The 13978-nt window shown below is 64.0% G+C and carries 12 protein-coding genes; 9 read left to right on the top strand and 3 right to left on the bottom strand.

The genetic code is table 11. From position 1 onward, the window contains the following. Positions 1 to 2: 2 nt before the first annotated feature. The 7 genes from ACSYG9_RS08645 (at position 3) to ACSYG9_RS08615 (ending at position 8097) form a co-directional block, all read left to right on the top strand. Complete coding sequence (locus tag ACSYG9_RS08645; protein WP_454842099.1) at positions 3 to 1508, top strand: flavin-containing monooxygenase; 1506 nt, start codon at positions 3 to 5, stop codon at positions 1506 to 1508. Next, entirely contained in the window at positions 1505 to 2359 is an 855-nt protein-coding gene (locus tag ACSYG9_RS08640) for a short-chain dehydrogenase/reductase (RefSeq protein WP_454842097.1), read from the top strand. The genes ACSYG9_RS08645 and ACSYG9_RS08640 overlap by 4 nt, the downstream gene beginning before the upstream one ends. A 13-nt stretch (positions 2360 to 2372) precedes the next feature. Beyond that, positions 2373 to 3833 carry an alpha/beta hydrolase fold domain-containing protein gene (locus ACSYG9_RS08635; protein ID WP_440126775.1) on the top strand — a complete coding sequence of 487 codons (1461 nt, stop codon included), beginning with the start codon at positions 2373 to 2375 and terminating at the stop codon, positions 3831 to 3833. Positions 3834 to 3990: 157 nt separating this feature from the next. Further along, on the top strand, positions 3991 to 5259 hold the full coding sequence (locus ACSYG9_RS08630; protein ID WP_454842096.1) for a cytochrome P450: 1269 nt from the start codon (positions 3991 to 3993) through the stop codon (positions 5257 to 5259). A 69-nt stretch (positions 5260 to 5328) separates the two neighbouring features. Beyond that, positions 5329 to 6513 carry an acetyl-CoA C-acyltransferase gene (locus tag ACSYG9_RS08625; protein ID WP_440126773.1) on the top strand — a complete coding sequence of 395 codons (1185 nt, stop codon included), beginning with the start codon at positions 5329 to 5331 and terminating at the stop codon, positions 6511 to 6513. Positions 6514 to 6525: 12 nt separating this feature from the next. Beyond that, complete coding sequence (locus ACSYG9_RS08620; protein WP_440126772.1) at positions 6526 to 7287, top strand: crotonase/enoyl-CoA hydratase family protein; 762 nt, start codon at positions 6526 to 6528, stop codon at positions 7285 to 7287. A gap of 39 nt (positions 7288 to 7326) precedes the next feature. Continuing rightward, positions 7327 to 8097: an SDR family NAD(P)-dependent oxidoreductase gene (locus tag ACSYG9_RS08615; RefSeq protein ID WP_440126771.1), complete on the top strand. Its 771-nt coding sequence runs from the start codon at positions 7327 to 7329 to the stop codon at positions 8095 to 8097. Positions 8098 to 8177: 80 nt separating this feature from the next. Here the strand turns inward: ACSYG9_RS08615 and ACSYG9_RS08610 are convergent, their stop codons facing one another. Beyond that, on the bottom strand, positions 8178 to 9860 hold the full coding sequence (locus tag ACSYG9_RS08610; protein ID WP_454842094.1) for an acyl-CoA synthetase: 1683 nt from the start codon (positions 9858 to 9860) through the stop codon (positions 8178 to 8180). A gap of 119 nt (positions 9861 to 9979) precedes the next feature. Between ACSYG9_RS08610 and ACSYG9_RS08605 the strand changes: the two genes are divergently transcribed. Both ACSYG9_RS08605 and ACSYG9_RS08600 read left to right on the top strand, forming a co-directional pair. Further along, entirely contained in the window at positions 9980 to 11500 is a 1521-nt protein-coding gene (locus ACSYG9_RS08605) for an aldehyde dehydrogenase family protein (RefSeq protein WP_454842092.1), read from the top strand. A gap of 70 nt (positions 11501 to 11570) precedes the next feature. Next, positions 11571 to 12797, top strand: coding sequence for an amidohydrolase family protein (locus ACSYG9_RS08600; protein WP_454842090.1), 1227 nt, complete (start codon positions 11571 to 11573; stop codon positions 12795 to 12797). A 45-nt stretch (positions 12798 to 12842) separates the two neighbouring features. Here ACSYG9_RS08600 and ACSYG9_RS08595 read toward each other — a convergent pair whose 3' ends face one another. After that, positions 12843 to 13616: a TetR/AcrR family transcriptional regulator gene (locus tag ACSYG9_RS08595; protein WP_454842088.1), complete on the bottom strand. Its 774-nt coding sequence runs from the start codon at positions 13614 to 13616 to the stop codon at positions 12843 to 12845. Between the two features lie 153 nt (positions 13617 to 13769). Then, positions 13770 to 13961 (bottom strand): ferredoxin, encoded by a 192-nt coding sequence (locus ACSYG9_RS08590; RefSeq protein ID WP_454842086.1) that lies wholly within the window; start codon positions 13959 to 13961, stop codon positions 13770 to 13772. Between the last annotated feature and the right edge of the window lie 17 nt (positions 13962 to 13978).

The following is a 13978-nucleotide window of genomic DNA, read 5'->3' as shown; positions in this document are numbered from 1 at the left end:
TCATGACTGATACACACCTGCGTGTTGCCGTCGTCGGTGCCGGATTCGGTGGCCTGGGAACGGGAATCAGACTCCTGCAGGACGGAATCGACGACTTCGCGATCTTCGAACGCGCCGAGACCCTCGGCGGGACCTGGCAGGCCAACACCTACCCGGGCGCTCAGTGCGACATTCCGTCGATCCTCTACTCTTTCTCGTTTGCGCCCAAGCCCGACTGGAGCAGGCTCTACCCGCTGCAGGAAGAGATCCAGCAGTACCTCGAGGACTGTGCCGACAAGCACGGTCTCCGCCCCCACCTGCATCTGGGGACCGAGGTGATCGAGGCGGCCTGGGACGACGCCGCGCAGCATTGGCGCGTGGAAACCGATCGAGGTAACTACACCGCTGACATCCTCGTCGCCGCGATGGGCCCTTTCAGTGAACCTTCCGTGCCGGACCTGCCCGGCCTCGACTCGTTCGAAGGTGCCGCCTATCACTCGGCCGACTGGAACCACGAGCACGACGTCACCGGGCGCCGCGTCGCGGTGATCGGCACCGGAGCGTCCGCCGTGCAGTTCATCCCTCGCCTGCAACCGCAGGTCGGTCACATGACGGTGTTCCAGCGGACACCCACCTGGATCCTCCCGCACCCCGACCGACCGGTGGCCCCGCGTGTGCAGCGACTCTTCGCGAAAGTACCGGCCACCCAGCGCGCGGCGCGCAAGGCCTTGGATCTCGTTCAGGAAGCCCTCGTACCCGGGCTCGTCTACCGGCCCGGATTGCTCAGCGGCGCTGCGGCACTCGGCCGGTGGCACCTGCGACGCCAGGTCGAGGACCGGACCTTGGTCGAGAAGCTCACCCCCACATACGCGTTCGGATGCAAGCGGCCCACGTTCTCCAACAAGTACTATCCGGCTCTGGCGTCGGAGAACGTCGACGTCGTCACCACCGGCATCGATCACGTCGAACACGACGCGGTCGTGACGGTCGACGGCACGCGGCACGAGGTCGACACCATCGTGTTCGGCACCGGATTCAAGCTCACGAACAACAGTGGTTTCGCCCGACTGCGTGGCCGCGACGGCCGGCTGTTGTCGGAGCAGTGGTCCGGCGGTGAGATGACCGCCTACGTGGGTACCACGATCGAGAACTTCCCCAACATGTTCATGCTGCTGGGCCCGAACTCCGTGGTCTACACCTCCCAGGTGGTCACCATCGAGACACAGATCGACTACGTACTCGCGGCCCTGCATGCCATGGAGGCCGCCGAAATCGACAGTGTCGAGGTACGCGCCGATGTCCAGCAGGATTTCGTCGAGGACACCGACCGTCGCCTGGCCGGGTCGGTGTGGAACTCCGGCGGATGCAGCAGCTACTACCTGAGCCCGTCTGGCCGCAACTTCACGTTCTGGCCCGGCTTCAACGCGTCGTTCCGGCGACGGATGTCGGCATTCGACCTCGCCGACTACCGGCTCGGCAAGGTCCTCGGCTCCACCGCACGGCACGCTTCGAAGGAGACGACGGTATGACGCGCGCACTCGACCTCGCGGGCAAGGTCGCTCTCGTCACTGGGGCTGCCCAGGGCATCGGATTGTCCATGGCCCGAGAGCTTCTCGGACGCGGCGCTCGTGTGGTGCTCGTCGACCGCGACGAGACCACGCTGAAGAAGGCCGCCGACGCGCTCGATGTGAACTCGACCTTCGTCGCGGTCGCCGACGTCACCGACCGTGATGCAATGGCCGAGGTCATCACGCGAGCTGCGGCGGACTTCGGCCCGATCGACGTGGTCGTCGCCAACGCCGGTATCACCCCGCCACCTGCGACCATCCGCACCTCCGACCTCGCCGAGTTCGATCGCGTGATGGCGGTAAACCTCACCGGTGCACTCAATACGATTCACCCCGCTCTCGACGGAGTCGTCGAACGCGGAGGGCACGTCGTCGTCGTGTCCTCCGCGGCTGCGTTCAGCCCGGGACTCGGCGGATCCGCGTACATGGCGAGTAAGGCCGCGGTCGAACAGGTCGGACGCGCTCTGCGACTCGAACTGGCTCACACCGGTGCGACCGTCACGGTGGCCTACTACGGATTCGTCGACACGGAACTGGCGCGCAACACGCTCGACCGCGATCCCTTGGGCGTGCGCGTCGGTCAGCTGTTGCCGTGGCCGATGAACAGGCGGGTGCACCCCGATCATGCGGCTGCTGTCACTGTGCGCGCGATCGAACGACGGGCACCACGCGTCGTCACGCCGATACTGTGGGGTGCGTACTCGGCTCTACGCGGGATTGTGAACCCTCTGATCGACGAGTGGGTCGTGCGGAACCGCACGGTGCACACCCTCATCGAGGACCTCGAGCGGCGTGAGTCGGTCGGGCGATGACCGGAGCCGATCGATGACCGTGAGTCGCCGTAGTAGAGCGCTCGCGGCAACCACCCGCACGCTGCTGCGCCCGATCTTCGAGCACGCCGACCCGTCCGGTCCCGGGCGCGCGATCCTCCGGGGCACGGTCGCAGCCGGTTCTGTACTCGGTGGATTGAGCGCGGCCACGGGCACCGCGGTCGTCGACGATGTCGTGCCCGGCGAGATGATCGTGCCTGAGCATGCCCTCGACAACGAGATCATCCTGTACCTGCACGGCGGCGGTTACGTCGCAGGGTCGGCGAGACAGGAGCGGGCAGTCACCTCGGATCTCGCCATTGCGACGGGAATGCGGGTGCTCGCACTCGACTACCGGCTCGCGCCCGCACATCGATTCCCTGCCGCTCGCACGGATGCCCTCGCCGCATACCGGTCGCTGATCGCCCGTGGCCATTCACCGGGCCGCATCGCGATCGTCGGAGTGTCGGCTGGAGCGCATCTCGCGATGAGCATGTTGACCACGTTGATCGAGAACGGCGACGCCGGGCCCGGCGCGGTCGTGTTGTTCTCCCCGCTGCTCGACACATCCGGTGAGGAGGCCCTGCGCGCCGACGCCCTGACCCGCGACCCGTTCCTACCGCCGATCTTCGCGCAGCGCTGCGCGGATATCTATGTGGGCAGCGAGGATCGGAGCTCGCCGCACGTCGACGTGTTCCGTGCGCCGCCGTCTATGCTTGCCGAAATGCCGCCCATCGCCAGCTTCGTCGGCTCCACCGAATGCTTCGGATCCGACGCCGCGCGCCTGAATGCCGCGCTACTCGACGCTGGTGTTCGCAGCTCGACGTTCACCGTGCCCGGACAGGTGCACTCGTTCGTCTCTCTGTGCCGTCGGCTTCCCGAGGCACACGCCGCTGTCGTCGACGCGGCCGCGTTCGTGCGCAGGCATCTGCGCGCCGAACCTCGAGAACTCTCCGAATACTCAGACCTCCCAGAAGAGGACAGCGCTATGACCGGTATGCATTCTTTGACGGCCACCGACGACTCGTTTTTCGACACGGCTCCCGTGCGGGGCAGCCACACCACATTCGTACCGATCTCGCCCGAACGACTGTGGCGTGCGCTGTCTGCCGACGACGCCGTGCAGGCGTGGAGCCCCGGTGTGACACAGGCGAAGTGGGACGACTCGGTCGACCGCGGCATCGGGGCCGTGCGCAACGTGACACTTCTCGGCGCGGCAACCGTCGAGGAACGTTTCTACCGCTGGGACGAGAACCGTCGCATGACGTTCACCGCCGACAGCATCAGCCGGCCGATCTGCCGTGCCTTCGCGGAGGATTACGTCCTCGAGCCGGAGGGGGCAGGTACCCGCTTCACGTGGCGTGCGGCGATGGACCCGGTGGGCCCGGCCTTCGTGCACAAGATCGCGGGCGCGGGACTGAGTGCGGTGCTCGCGCATATGACGAAGGGGCTGGTGCGCCGCAGCCTGGAGGGATAACGGGTTCGAATGTTCCCGGAAGAATGTGAGCCGTTGTTCTATCGACTTCCTTACGGAATGGTATACGGTATGGGTGTCCGGACCCACGCGGATGAGCGCGGGCCCGTTGCTCCACCCATAGCTTCGTCGCCATAACCAACCGGTATCCGGAGGTAGCATGAGCAACGTCTCCACTGCGTCGACTCGGCCGTACCACTCGCTGGACATCTCCGCGTCGTCCTTCTGGGGCCAGGACTTCTTCGAGCGCGAACGGACCTTCGCACAGTTGCGCGCAGTCGACGGGCTCACCTGGCATCGCCCCACCGAGTCGCTCTTCCCTCATGAGGAACAGGGCTACTGGGCCGTCACTCGGCACGCCGATATTCGTTATGTGAGTGCACATCCCGAACTGTTCTGTTCGTCGGCCGGCATCAGCATGGATCCCATGCCTGCCGAGATCCAGAAGGGGATCAGCTTCTTCCTCACCATGGACCCCCCGGAACACACCCGCTATCGACGCTTGATCAGCATGGCGTTCACGCCCAAACAGGTGCGCACGATCGAAGAGCAGATCATCGCGAACGCCGCGGCGATCGTCGACGAATTCCTCCGCGAACTCGACTCGGGTGACCCCGTCGACTTCGTCCGGTCCGTATCCAAGAAACTACCGATGCAGACCGTGTCGCAGATGATCGGGATCGATCCTGCGAAACATGAGGCCGTTGCGTACGCAGCGGAAGCACTCTTCAGCACCAGCGACGACGAATACGCCGGCATCGAAGAGCGCGCAACACACATGATGACCCAGCTCGGTGTGCTCACGCAGGCGGGCGTCGAACTCGCACAGCAACGCAGGGCAGATCCGCAGGGCGACCTGATGACCAACATCGTGCAGGCCGAGGTCGACGGTCACCGGCTCACCGACGAGGAAGCCGGATCGTTCATGGTCCTTCTTGCCTCTGCAGGCAACGACACCACCAAGCAAGCGACCTCGCATGCGTTCAAGGTGCTGAGCGAGAATCCCGAACAGATCGCATGGCTCCTCGAAAACTGGGACGAACGTGGACCGGACGCCGTGGACGAGTTCGTCAGGTGGTCGACTCCCGTGATCGAGTTCGCGCGTCACGCGGTGGTCGATACCGAGGTTGCGGGCACCCCGATCAAGGCAGGCGACAAGCTCGTCATGTTCTACTGCTCCGGAAACTTCGACGAGGAAGTCTTCGACCGGCCCCTCGAGTTCGATGTGGGTCGAGTTCCCAACCCGCACGTCGGCTTCGGTGGTGGCGGTCCGCACTTCTGTCTCGGCAAGCAGTTGGCCGTCCTGGAATTGAAACATCTGTTCCGTGAACTCCTGAACCGGCTTCCGAAGGTCGAAGTATCCGACCCCGAGTATGTGCACAGCGATTTCGTTCACGGCATCAAGAGGATGTCGGTCAGGAAGCTCTGACACTTCACCGATCGACTCCGTCCACCCGGGGTGGGCACAGTCACCCCCTGATCACGCGAGGTTCAACGCATGCCCAACCCTGTCATCGTCGGTGCGGTACGCACACCCATCGCACGATCCTTCAAAGGCTCTCTGGTCGACACCTCGGCGGAGGAACTTGCCACGGCCATCCTCCCGGAGGTGATCCGCCGCTCCGGCATCGATGCCGCAGACATCGACGACATCATTCTCGCCGAAGCCAACTACGGCGGCGGCGATCTCGCCCGGTACGCCGCTGTCGCTGCAGGACTCGAGAACGTTCCGGGTCAGGCCGTCAACCGTCATTGCGCAGGCAGTCTGACCGCGATCGGCAACGCCTCCGCGCAGATCGGCTCGGGCATGGAACGCGTGCTGATCGCAGGCGGTGTGCAGTCGCTGTCCACCGGTCCACTGATGAAGTGGCGTGTTCCCACACCGGGCGGAACCGAATACCGCGAGCCGTGGATCCCGCCGAGCCACCCCGAGACTCCGGATGCGCCGACGATGGACATGGCGATCACGGTCGGCTGGAACACCGCGAAAGCGGTCGGCATCTCGCGTGAAGACATGGATGCGTGGGCAGCCCGCTCGCATCAACGCGCCGTCGCTGCCATCGACGCGGGGAAGTTCGTCGAGGAGATCCTGCCTCTGAAGGTGGCCGGTGCTGACGGTTCGTTCATCGACTTCAGTGTGGACGAGCATCCGCGACGAGATACGACAGTCGAGAAATTGGCCGGGCTGAAAGTGTTGCATCCTGAGATCGAGGGATTTTCGGTGACTGCGGGTAACAGCAGCGGCATCAACGATGCTGCCGCAGCGGTTGTTCTTACCGACGGCGCCTATGCCCGCGACAAGGGGCTGAACGTGCTCGGCTCCGTGAAAGCGTGGGCATCCTCCGCAGTGGCGCCGCGGCACTGCGGACTCGGGGCCGTGACCGTGATCGACAAAGTGTTGGATCGCGCCGGCCTCACCCCGTCGGATGTGTCGCTGTGGGAAATCAACGAGGCTTTCGCCTCTGTCCCCATCGCCGCGTGCCGTGAGTTCCGCCTCGACGAAGAACTGGTGAATGTCTCCGGAAGCGGGTGCAGCCTCGGCCATCCGATCTCGGCGTCGGGTGCCCGCATGGTCACGACGATGATCTACGAATTGTCCCGGCGTGGTGGAGGAATAGGTGTGGCCGCCATGTGTGCAGGCGGCGGCCAGGGTGGCGCCGTCGTGATCGAAGTAGAAGGCTGAGAGGGAAACCGCATGTCGGACGAAGTACTGGTCGAGCGCCGCGGGCGCATACTGATCGCCACGATCAATCGGCCGGATGCACGAAATGCCGTGAATCGCGCGGTCAGCCAGCGGCTCGCCGATGCGATGGACGAGTTGGACGAGAGTCCCGAACTGTCCGTCGGTATCGTTACCGGTGCCGGTGGAAATTTCAGCGCGGGAATGGATTTGAAAGCATACGCCGCCGGCGAAATTGCCGCCGTCGAAGGACGCGGTCTCGGGTTCACCGAGAAGCCGCCCCGGAAGCCGCTCATCTCGGCTGTCGAAGGCAACGCTCTTGCCGGAGGAACCGAGATCGTCCTCGCCACAGACCTCGTCGTGGCGTCGAAGGACGCAAAGTTCGGGTTGCCCGAGGTCAAGCGCGGTCTCGTCGCCGGTGGTGGTGGCCTCCTTCGGCTGCCCGAACGCATTCCCTACCAGAAGGCCGTCGAGCTCGCCTTGACCGGCGACACATTCAGCGCTGAAGAGGGCGCCGGCTACGGGTTCGTCAACGTGGTATCGGAGCCGGGTCAGGCTCTGACCGAAGCGATCCGGTTGGCGGAACGCATCACCGAGAACGGGCCCCTGGCAGTAGCTGCGACCAAACAGATACTCGCCGAGTCGCGGAGCTGGTCGGACGACGAGAAGTGGAAGAAACAGATGGATCTGCTCATCCCGGTCTTCATGTCCAAGGATGCAGCCGAAGGCGCGAAAGCGTTCGCCGAGAAGCGGAAACCGAACTGGACCGGTAGTTGATACCGGGCGCGAAGCAACCGAACAACAGGAGGGGAACATATGTCATTCGAGGGTGAGGTCGTACTTGTCACCGGCGGCGCCGGCGGGCTCGGTGCGGCCACAGTACGGAAGCTGCACGCAGAAGGGGCGTCGGTGGTGATCGCCGACATCGCCGACGAGTCTGCGCAGAAACTGGCCGATGAACTCGGCAACAAGGTCGTGTATGCGCGCACCGACGTGCTGGACGACGACTCCGTGGAGCAGACGCTGGCGAAGGCCGATGAGCTCGGCACCCTCAGGTACGCCGTGATCGCCCACGGCGGGATCGGGGTGCTGGAGAAGGTCGTCAACCGCGACGGCACACCGCACTCGCGCAAGGGATTCACCGACACGATCTCGCTCTACCTCACGGGCACGTACAACGTGCTCCGCCTCGCCGCGGCCAAGATCGCGAAGTTGGATCCCAAGCCGAACGGGGAGCGGGGCGCCATCGTGATGACCAGCTCCATCGCCGGCTTCGAAGGGCAGATGGGGCAGTCCGCGTACTCGGCGGCGAAGGCCGGCGTCATCGGTCTGACATTGACGGGTGCTCGTGATCTCAGTTCGGTCGGTATCCGGCTCAACTCCATCGCCCCGGGAACCATGCGCACACCGCTGCTCGAGCTGATCGGTGAAGAAGGACTCGAGAAGTTCGCCAAGAACATCCCGTTCCCCAAACGCCTCGGCACACCCGACGAGTATGCGTTCCTCGCCCAGCATCTGCTGGAGAACCCGTACATCAACGGCGAGGTCGTGCGCCTCGATGGAGCACAGCGATTCCAGACTCGCTGAGTTGCACGCTGCGAAGGGGAGTGTCCTCCGTAGGCCGGGAGGACACTCCCCTTCGTCGTCGGGAACTATGACGTCGGGAACTATTCGGTACCGAGCGACGCGGCCTGCGCACGGGCCCAGCGGTAGTCGGCCTTGCCCACGGGGCTCCGCTGGATCGTCTCGGCGAAGATCACCGACTTCGGAAGCTTGTAGCGCCCGATCGACTTCGCGGCGTGATCCACCACATCGTCGGCCGTCGCTTCATGGCCCGGCAGTAGCTGGACGATGGCAACGACCGCTTCACCCCACTTGTCGCTCGGCCTTCCGGCGACGAGAACGTCGGCGACAGCGGGATGCGAGCTGATCGCCATCTCCACTTCTTCGACGAAGATCTTCTCGCCGCCGGAGTTGATGGTGACCGAGTCGCGGCCGAGGAGATGGATCGAGCCGTCGTCGAGCAGTTGCGCGCGATCGCCCGGCAGGACGAACCGCTCACCGTGGACCAGCGGAAATGTTGCCGTGGTCTTCTTTGCGTCGCCCTTGTAACCGAGTGGTACGAACCCGCGTTGCGCGAGCCACCCCAGGTCGTCGTGCCCCGGCTCTGCGAGGCGGTCGAGATCCTCGGTCAGGACACAGGTGTTCGATCCGGGAGTGAACTGCCCCGTCGAGATCGAACCTGCGTTGGATACATGTGTCATCTGCGTTCCGGTCTCGGACGAGCCGGCGCCGTCGACCACCACAGCGTTCGGTACGAGGTCGAGAAGACGCTGTTTGACCGTGGGCGACAGGATTGCGCCACCGTTAGCGAGGATGGACAGGGAAGACAGGTCGGCGTCGGTCTTCTCGAACTCGGAGGCGAGGGGACGTGCGATTGCGTCGCCCACCATCATCAGCGCTGCGGGTCGTTCGGAGGCGATCGTCCGCACTACCGCTTCCGGATCCAAGCGGTCGACGACCGGTGAGAACACGAGGGTCTGGCCGGTGAGAATTCCCGTGAGGGCCGCCCATTGAGCTGCGCCGTGAATCAGGGGCGGCAGCACGAACAGTGTGAGTCCCGGATTGTCGGCTGCGCGGGTGGCCAATTCGTCGGGCGACGAGATGCATTCGCCGGTGAATACGTTCCGGCCGCCACATGAGGCCATGAAAATGTCGTGCTGGCGCCACAGAACGCCTTTCGGCATTCCCGTGGTCCCACCGGTGTAGAGAATGTAGAGGTCGTCCGGCGACAGCGTGTCGAGTTCGGCCTCCGGTGAGGAGTCGGCCAGCACGGTTTCGTAGTCGACCGCACCGGGGAGCAGGGGGGCACCCGATCCGTCGGCGATCTGGATCAGCACTTCGAGGTGAGGAAGGTTCGGCAGGACTCGTGCCAACTGCGGCGCGAATGCCGCGTTGTAGACGAGCGCCGTCGTCCCCGCGTCGGAGAGAAGGTATTCGAGTTCCTTCTCCACATAGCGGTAGTTGACATTGAACGGTGCCACACGAGCGCGGAATGCGCCGAGCATCGCCTCGAGATATTCGTTTCCGTTGTAGGCGTAGATGCCGAGGGTGTCCTGGCCGACTTCGTGTCCGTCGAGTTGGTCGCGTTCGATTCGTGCGCCGAGCCCTCGGGACTTCACATAGGCGGCGAGTCTTCGTGATCGCTCGGCGAGCTGGCTCTGGGTCAGCCGCCGGTCGCCGAAGACGACGACTTCTCGGTCGGGGATGGACGACGCGACAGCGTCGACGAGTTCCGGAATGGTGAATTCTCGGGTGACCGTCGTGGGCTGGGCGGTGAGGTCGGTCAAAGCGACTCCTGTGGGATCAGCTAACCCGTCACATGAACTATTCGTCCGACTGTAATATATACGGCAACCCTTGCGGTAGGGTTCGGGCCTGGTAACTCGAAGTCGAATGGGGGATGACGATGAGCACGGTCGAAAACCTCGACGTCACAACGCAACACGAATCCGGTGCGGAATTGTCACGCATCCTCGAGCTCCAGCGCAGCGCCTTCCTAGCCGACGGGTTTCCCTCGGCCCGGACGCGTCGAGACCGCATCGATCGGCTCGTGGCGCTGATGGTCGACAATGCGGACGAGTTCGTCGGCGCGCTGATCCGGGATTTCGGCAGTAAATCACGCACAGGCACGATGTCGATGGAGATCGTCGGCATCATCGGCGCACTCGAGCACACCCGTGCGCACGTGGCGAAGTGGATGAGAACCACACCGCTGATGCGTGCGGCCAGGGCGGTCGGGCTTCGTGCCGAAGTGGTGCCGTCGCCACTGGGGGTCGTGGGAATCATCGGGCCGTGGAATTTCCCACTTCATCTGGTGATCATGCCTGCTGCGGCGGCGTTCGCAGCGGGAAATCGCGTGATGATCAAGATGTCCGAGATCACCCCGGAGACGGCGGACCTGTTCGCGTCCCTGGCCCCGAAGTACTTCGACGAGTCGGAGCTGGCCGTTGTCACCGGCGGCCCGGAGGTCGGTGCAGCGTTCTCGTCGCTCCCACTCGACCATCTCTTCTTCACAGGTTCGACGAGTGTCGGGAAACGGATTCACGCAGCAGCGGCGCAGAATCTGGTACCTGTCACGCTCGAGCTCGGCGGCAAGAACCCCGTCGTGGTGGGGCCGCGTGCCGACGTCGAACGTGCCGCCGAGAGGGTGGGTCTCGGGCGCATGGTCAACGGCGGTCAGGTCTGCATCTGCCCCGACTACGTGATGGTGCACGAAAGGGAAGCCGAAAGGTTCTCCACTGCGGTGCTTTCCACGTGGCGCAGACGATTCCCCACCGTGGTCGAGAACCCCGAGTACCCCTCGTGTGTCAACGCCGCGAATTTCGACCGGGTGGTGGGACTGATCGACGACGCCCGCTCCCGCGGTGCCCACGTACAGGTTGCTGTGCCGAGCGGCGAGCAACTCCCCGATGCATCGACGCGTAAGGTTCCTCCGACCCTCATCTCGAACGTCTCCGACGACATGCGTATCACCCAGGAGGAGATCTTCGGCCCGGCGCTCGTCCTCATTACTTACCGCGAACTCACCGAGGTCGTGGACTACGTGAACCGGCGGCCCTCGCCGCTGGTTGCCTACTGGTTCGGCCCGGACGACGACGACTTCCGCCGGTTCGTCCGCAGTACTCGCACCGGTGGAGTGGCGCGAAACGAGTTCGGGATTCATATGCTTCCGTCTGCCGCGCCATTCGGTGGAGTGGGCAACAGCGGAATGGGGGCTTATCACGGTCGCGCAGGTTTCGACACGTTCAGTCATCACCGGTCCGTTGTGGGAACCGATCTTCCCTTCATGCTCACCACGTCGAGCGCTGTACCGCCGTTCGGGTGGGTGCCGCGCGCGATCGTGTCTCTGACGATGCGGATTGCCCGACGCCGCAGCGGCAAGCGCCTGCGCGGTAAACATACTGTATTGACAACAGTAAGGGTGTAGTCTGGGCCCGACGCGGGGGCTGATCTGCGCGCGCACCGTGTACTGAAACTTCGACCGGAGGTGAACGACGATGACCGTCGTGTCCGAGAATTCAACCCGCATCGACGAAGTCGTGTACGACCGGCCTGTCGACTGCGACAACCACTACTACGAAAAGATCGATGCGTTCACACGGTACCTCGATCCCGCATTCAAGGATCGCGGCGTCGAAGTGATCAAACGTGGGAGCCACACCGAATTGCTCGCCGGTGGAAAGCTTTTCGAGTTCGTTCCGAACCCGACATTCGATCCTGTGATCGTCCCCGGAGCGCTGGACCTGCTGTTCCGCGGACAGGTCCCGGACGATGTCGACCCGCGAAGCCTGATGAAGGTCGAGCCGCTCAACCCCGCCTACCAGGATCGCGACGTTCGCGTCGGCATGATCGCGCAACAGGAGATGTCAGGGGTCATTCTGCTTCCGACGCTCGCGTGCGGCGTCGAGGAGGCGCTCAAGAACGACATCCCCGCAACCATGGCGAGCGTGACGGCATTCAACAAGTGGCTGGACGAGGACTGGGGATTCAACTACAAGGGCCGCATCTTCTCGGCGCCCATGCTGGCGCTGGCAGACCCCGACGAGGCCGTCGCGGAAATCGACCGGCTCCTCGAACGCGACGTGAAACTCGTCTATATCCGTCCCGCGCCGGTGCCTGCCGGCCACGGGACGTCGAAGTCGCTGGGCGACCTGACCTACGACAAGGTGTGGGCGAAACTGGAAGAAGCCGATATTCCGGTCGCGTTCCATCTCAGCGACAGCGGATACAACGGTTCGATCGCACGTGCGTGGGGTGCACCGGAACGGTTCGTGCCGTTCAAGACGTCGAACCCGCTCGCGAACATCGTCGTCTCCGATCGCGCAATTCACGACACCATGGCGAGCTTGATCCTCGACGGTGTGTTCACACGCCATCCGAAGCTGCGCATCGCCAGCATCGAAAACGGTTCGGACTGGGTGCAGCTACTGGTCAAGCGACTGAACAAACAGGCGAACCAGACCCCGTGGGCATTCACGGAAGCGCCGGCCGACACGATCCGCAGGCACCTGTGGGTCGCGCCGTATTACGAGGACGACATTCGAGCGCTGGCCGACCTCGTCGGCACAGATCGCGTCCTGTTCGGTTCCGACTGGCCGCACGGTGAAGGTCTCGAGAAGCCGACGGATTTCGTCGAAGAACTGGACGATTTCGACGAGACCGAGAAGGACGCGATCATGCGTACCAACGTCCTCGACTACCTGGGTATCTCCTACGCCCGGTGATTCCGGGGTGGGTGTGCTCGCCCGGCGAGCACACCCACTGCACTTCTATTCTGCGGGCGCGGTCTTTGCCCGGGATGCGCGCGCGGTGGTCTTCTTGGTCTTGCTCGCAGCCGGCTTCTCCTGCTCGAGGAGCCGGCTCGTGTAGTCGAGGATGCAGTTGAGGCCGTACTCGAAGTTGTAGTCGTTCGGCGCCCCGCCGACCCGGCCGTGTGCTGCGGCTTCCGCCAGAAGAGGTGTGCTGTCCGGGGTGATGACCAAATTCTCGTAGTACGCCTGCGACGTCGGGTCGTACTTCTTGCCGCGCTCCTGCAAACGTGCGAGCACGACGGATCCGCGCACATGTAGCTGGACGGCCGAGTACGCGTCGAATGCGTCGTCGAGAGACAGACCGCCCTTCACGAGATCGGCGATGATGTGCTCGATCTCGCGCGCGCCCAACGTGGCGTTTCTGGGGCTGAGCGACGATCTGATGAGGATCAGGTCGCAGAGGATCGGGTTTTCCATGAAGGCCTTGCGCGCCGCGTGTGCGTGATTGTAGAGGCGTTCCCGCCAGTCCGAACCCGAGTCGCCCATCACGGCCTCGACCTGCATCTGTTCGAGGGCGCGATCGGTCATCGCATTGAGGAGTTCGTCCTTCTTGCGGAAGTACCAGTAGATGCTCGTGACGCCGACTCCGAGGTGCTTCGCGAGCTGCGGCATGCTCAGATTGTCGACCGGGATCTCCTCGGCGAGTTCGAACGCGCCGGCGATGATGTCCTCGGGGTTGATGGATCCGCGCTCACGCCGTTCGCGCTTCTGAGGTTCTTCTTTTCGCGCCATTGCTCTCCGACTTCCGTCCACAGTTGATCCGCAGAGTCGGGCAGCGCAGGCCTGAAGCGGCCCGCGGTGGTACGGACTGCCGGTGGCACCGAGTGCTGCCGACCCCATGGTGGCTCACTGTAGCTCATACCGGAACACCGCCGGGAAGTCAGCTCATTCGATGACACGGAGTGCAGCAGAGGGACAGTTGTTCACTGCTGTGCGCAGATCCGATTGGTCGCAGGAAGATGCGGCCTCGTCATCGATGATCACGTAACCTCCGTCGCCTACCTCGAACACGTCTGGTGCGGTGGCCTCGCACAAGCCGTGGCCGACGCACCTGTCGCCGTCGACTTCCACGCGCATGTGTCACTCCTTTCCGG

The sequence above is a fragment of the Rhodococcus sp. SJ-2 genome, assembly GCF_053750035.1.
The sequence above is the reverse complement of the archived record's forward strand: the minus strand, read 5'-3'. Positions and strand labels throughout refer to the sequence as shown.

Excerpts from the sequence above, each read along its gene's own strand:
- ACSYG9_RS08635 (WP_440126775.1), top strand. The coding sequence starts at position 2,373 with ATGACCGTGAGTCGCCGTAGTAGAGCGCTCGCGGCAACCACCCGCACG.
- ACSYG9_RS08625 (WP_440126773.1), top strand. The coding sequence starts at position 5,329 with ATGCCCAACCCTGTCATCGTCGGTGCGGTACGCACACCCATCGCACGA.
- ACSYG9_RS08620 (WP_440126772.1), top strand. The coding sequence starts at position 6,526 with ATGTCGGACGAAGTACTGGTCGAGCGCCGCGGGCGCATACTGATCGCC.
- ACSYG9_RS08595 (WP_454842088.1), bottom strand. The coding sequence starts at position 13,616 with ATGGCGCGAAAAGAAGAACCTCAGAAGCGCGAACGGCGTGAGCGCGGA.
- ACSYG9_RS08645 (WP_454842099.1), top strand. The coding sequence starts at position 3 with ATGACTGATACACACCTGCGTGTTGCCGTCGTCGGTGCCGGATTCGGT.
- ACSYG9_RS08630 (WP_454842096.1), top strand. The coding sequence starts at position 3,991 with ATGAGCAACGTCTCCACTGCGTCGACTCGGCCGTACCACTCGCTGGAC.
- ACSYG9_RS08600 (WP_454842090.1), top strand. The coding sequence starts at position 11,571 with ATGACCGTCGTGTCCGAGAATTCAACCCGCATCGACGAAGTCGTGTAC.
- ACSYG9_RS08640 (WP_454842097.1), top strand. The coding sequence starts at position 1,505 with ATGACGCGCGCACTCGACCTCGCGGGCAAGGTCGCTCTCGTCACTGGG.
- ACSYG9_RS08605 (WP_454842092.1), top strand. The coding sequence starts at position 9,980 with ATGAGCACGGTCGAAAACCTCGACGTCACAACGCAACACGAATCCGGT.
- ACSYG9_RS08615 (WP_440126771.1), top strand. The coding sequence starts at position 7,327 with ATGTCATTCGAGGGTGAGGTCGTACTTGTCACCGGCGGCGCCGGCGGG.
- ACSYG9_RS08590 (WP_454842086.1), bottom strand. The coding sequence starts at position 13,961 with ATGCGCGTGGAAGTCGACGGCGACAGGTGCGTCGGCCACGGCTTGTGC.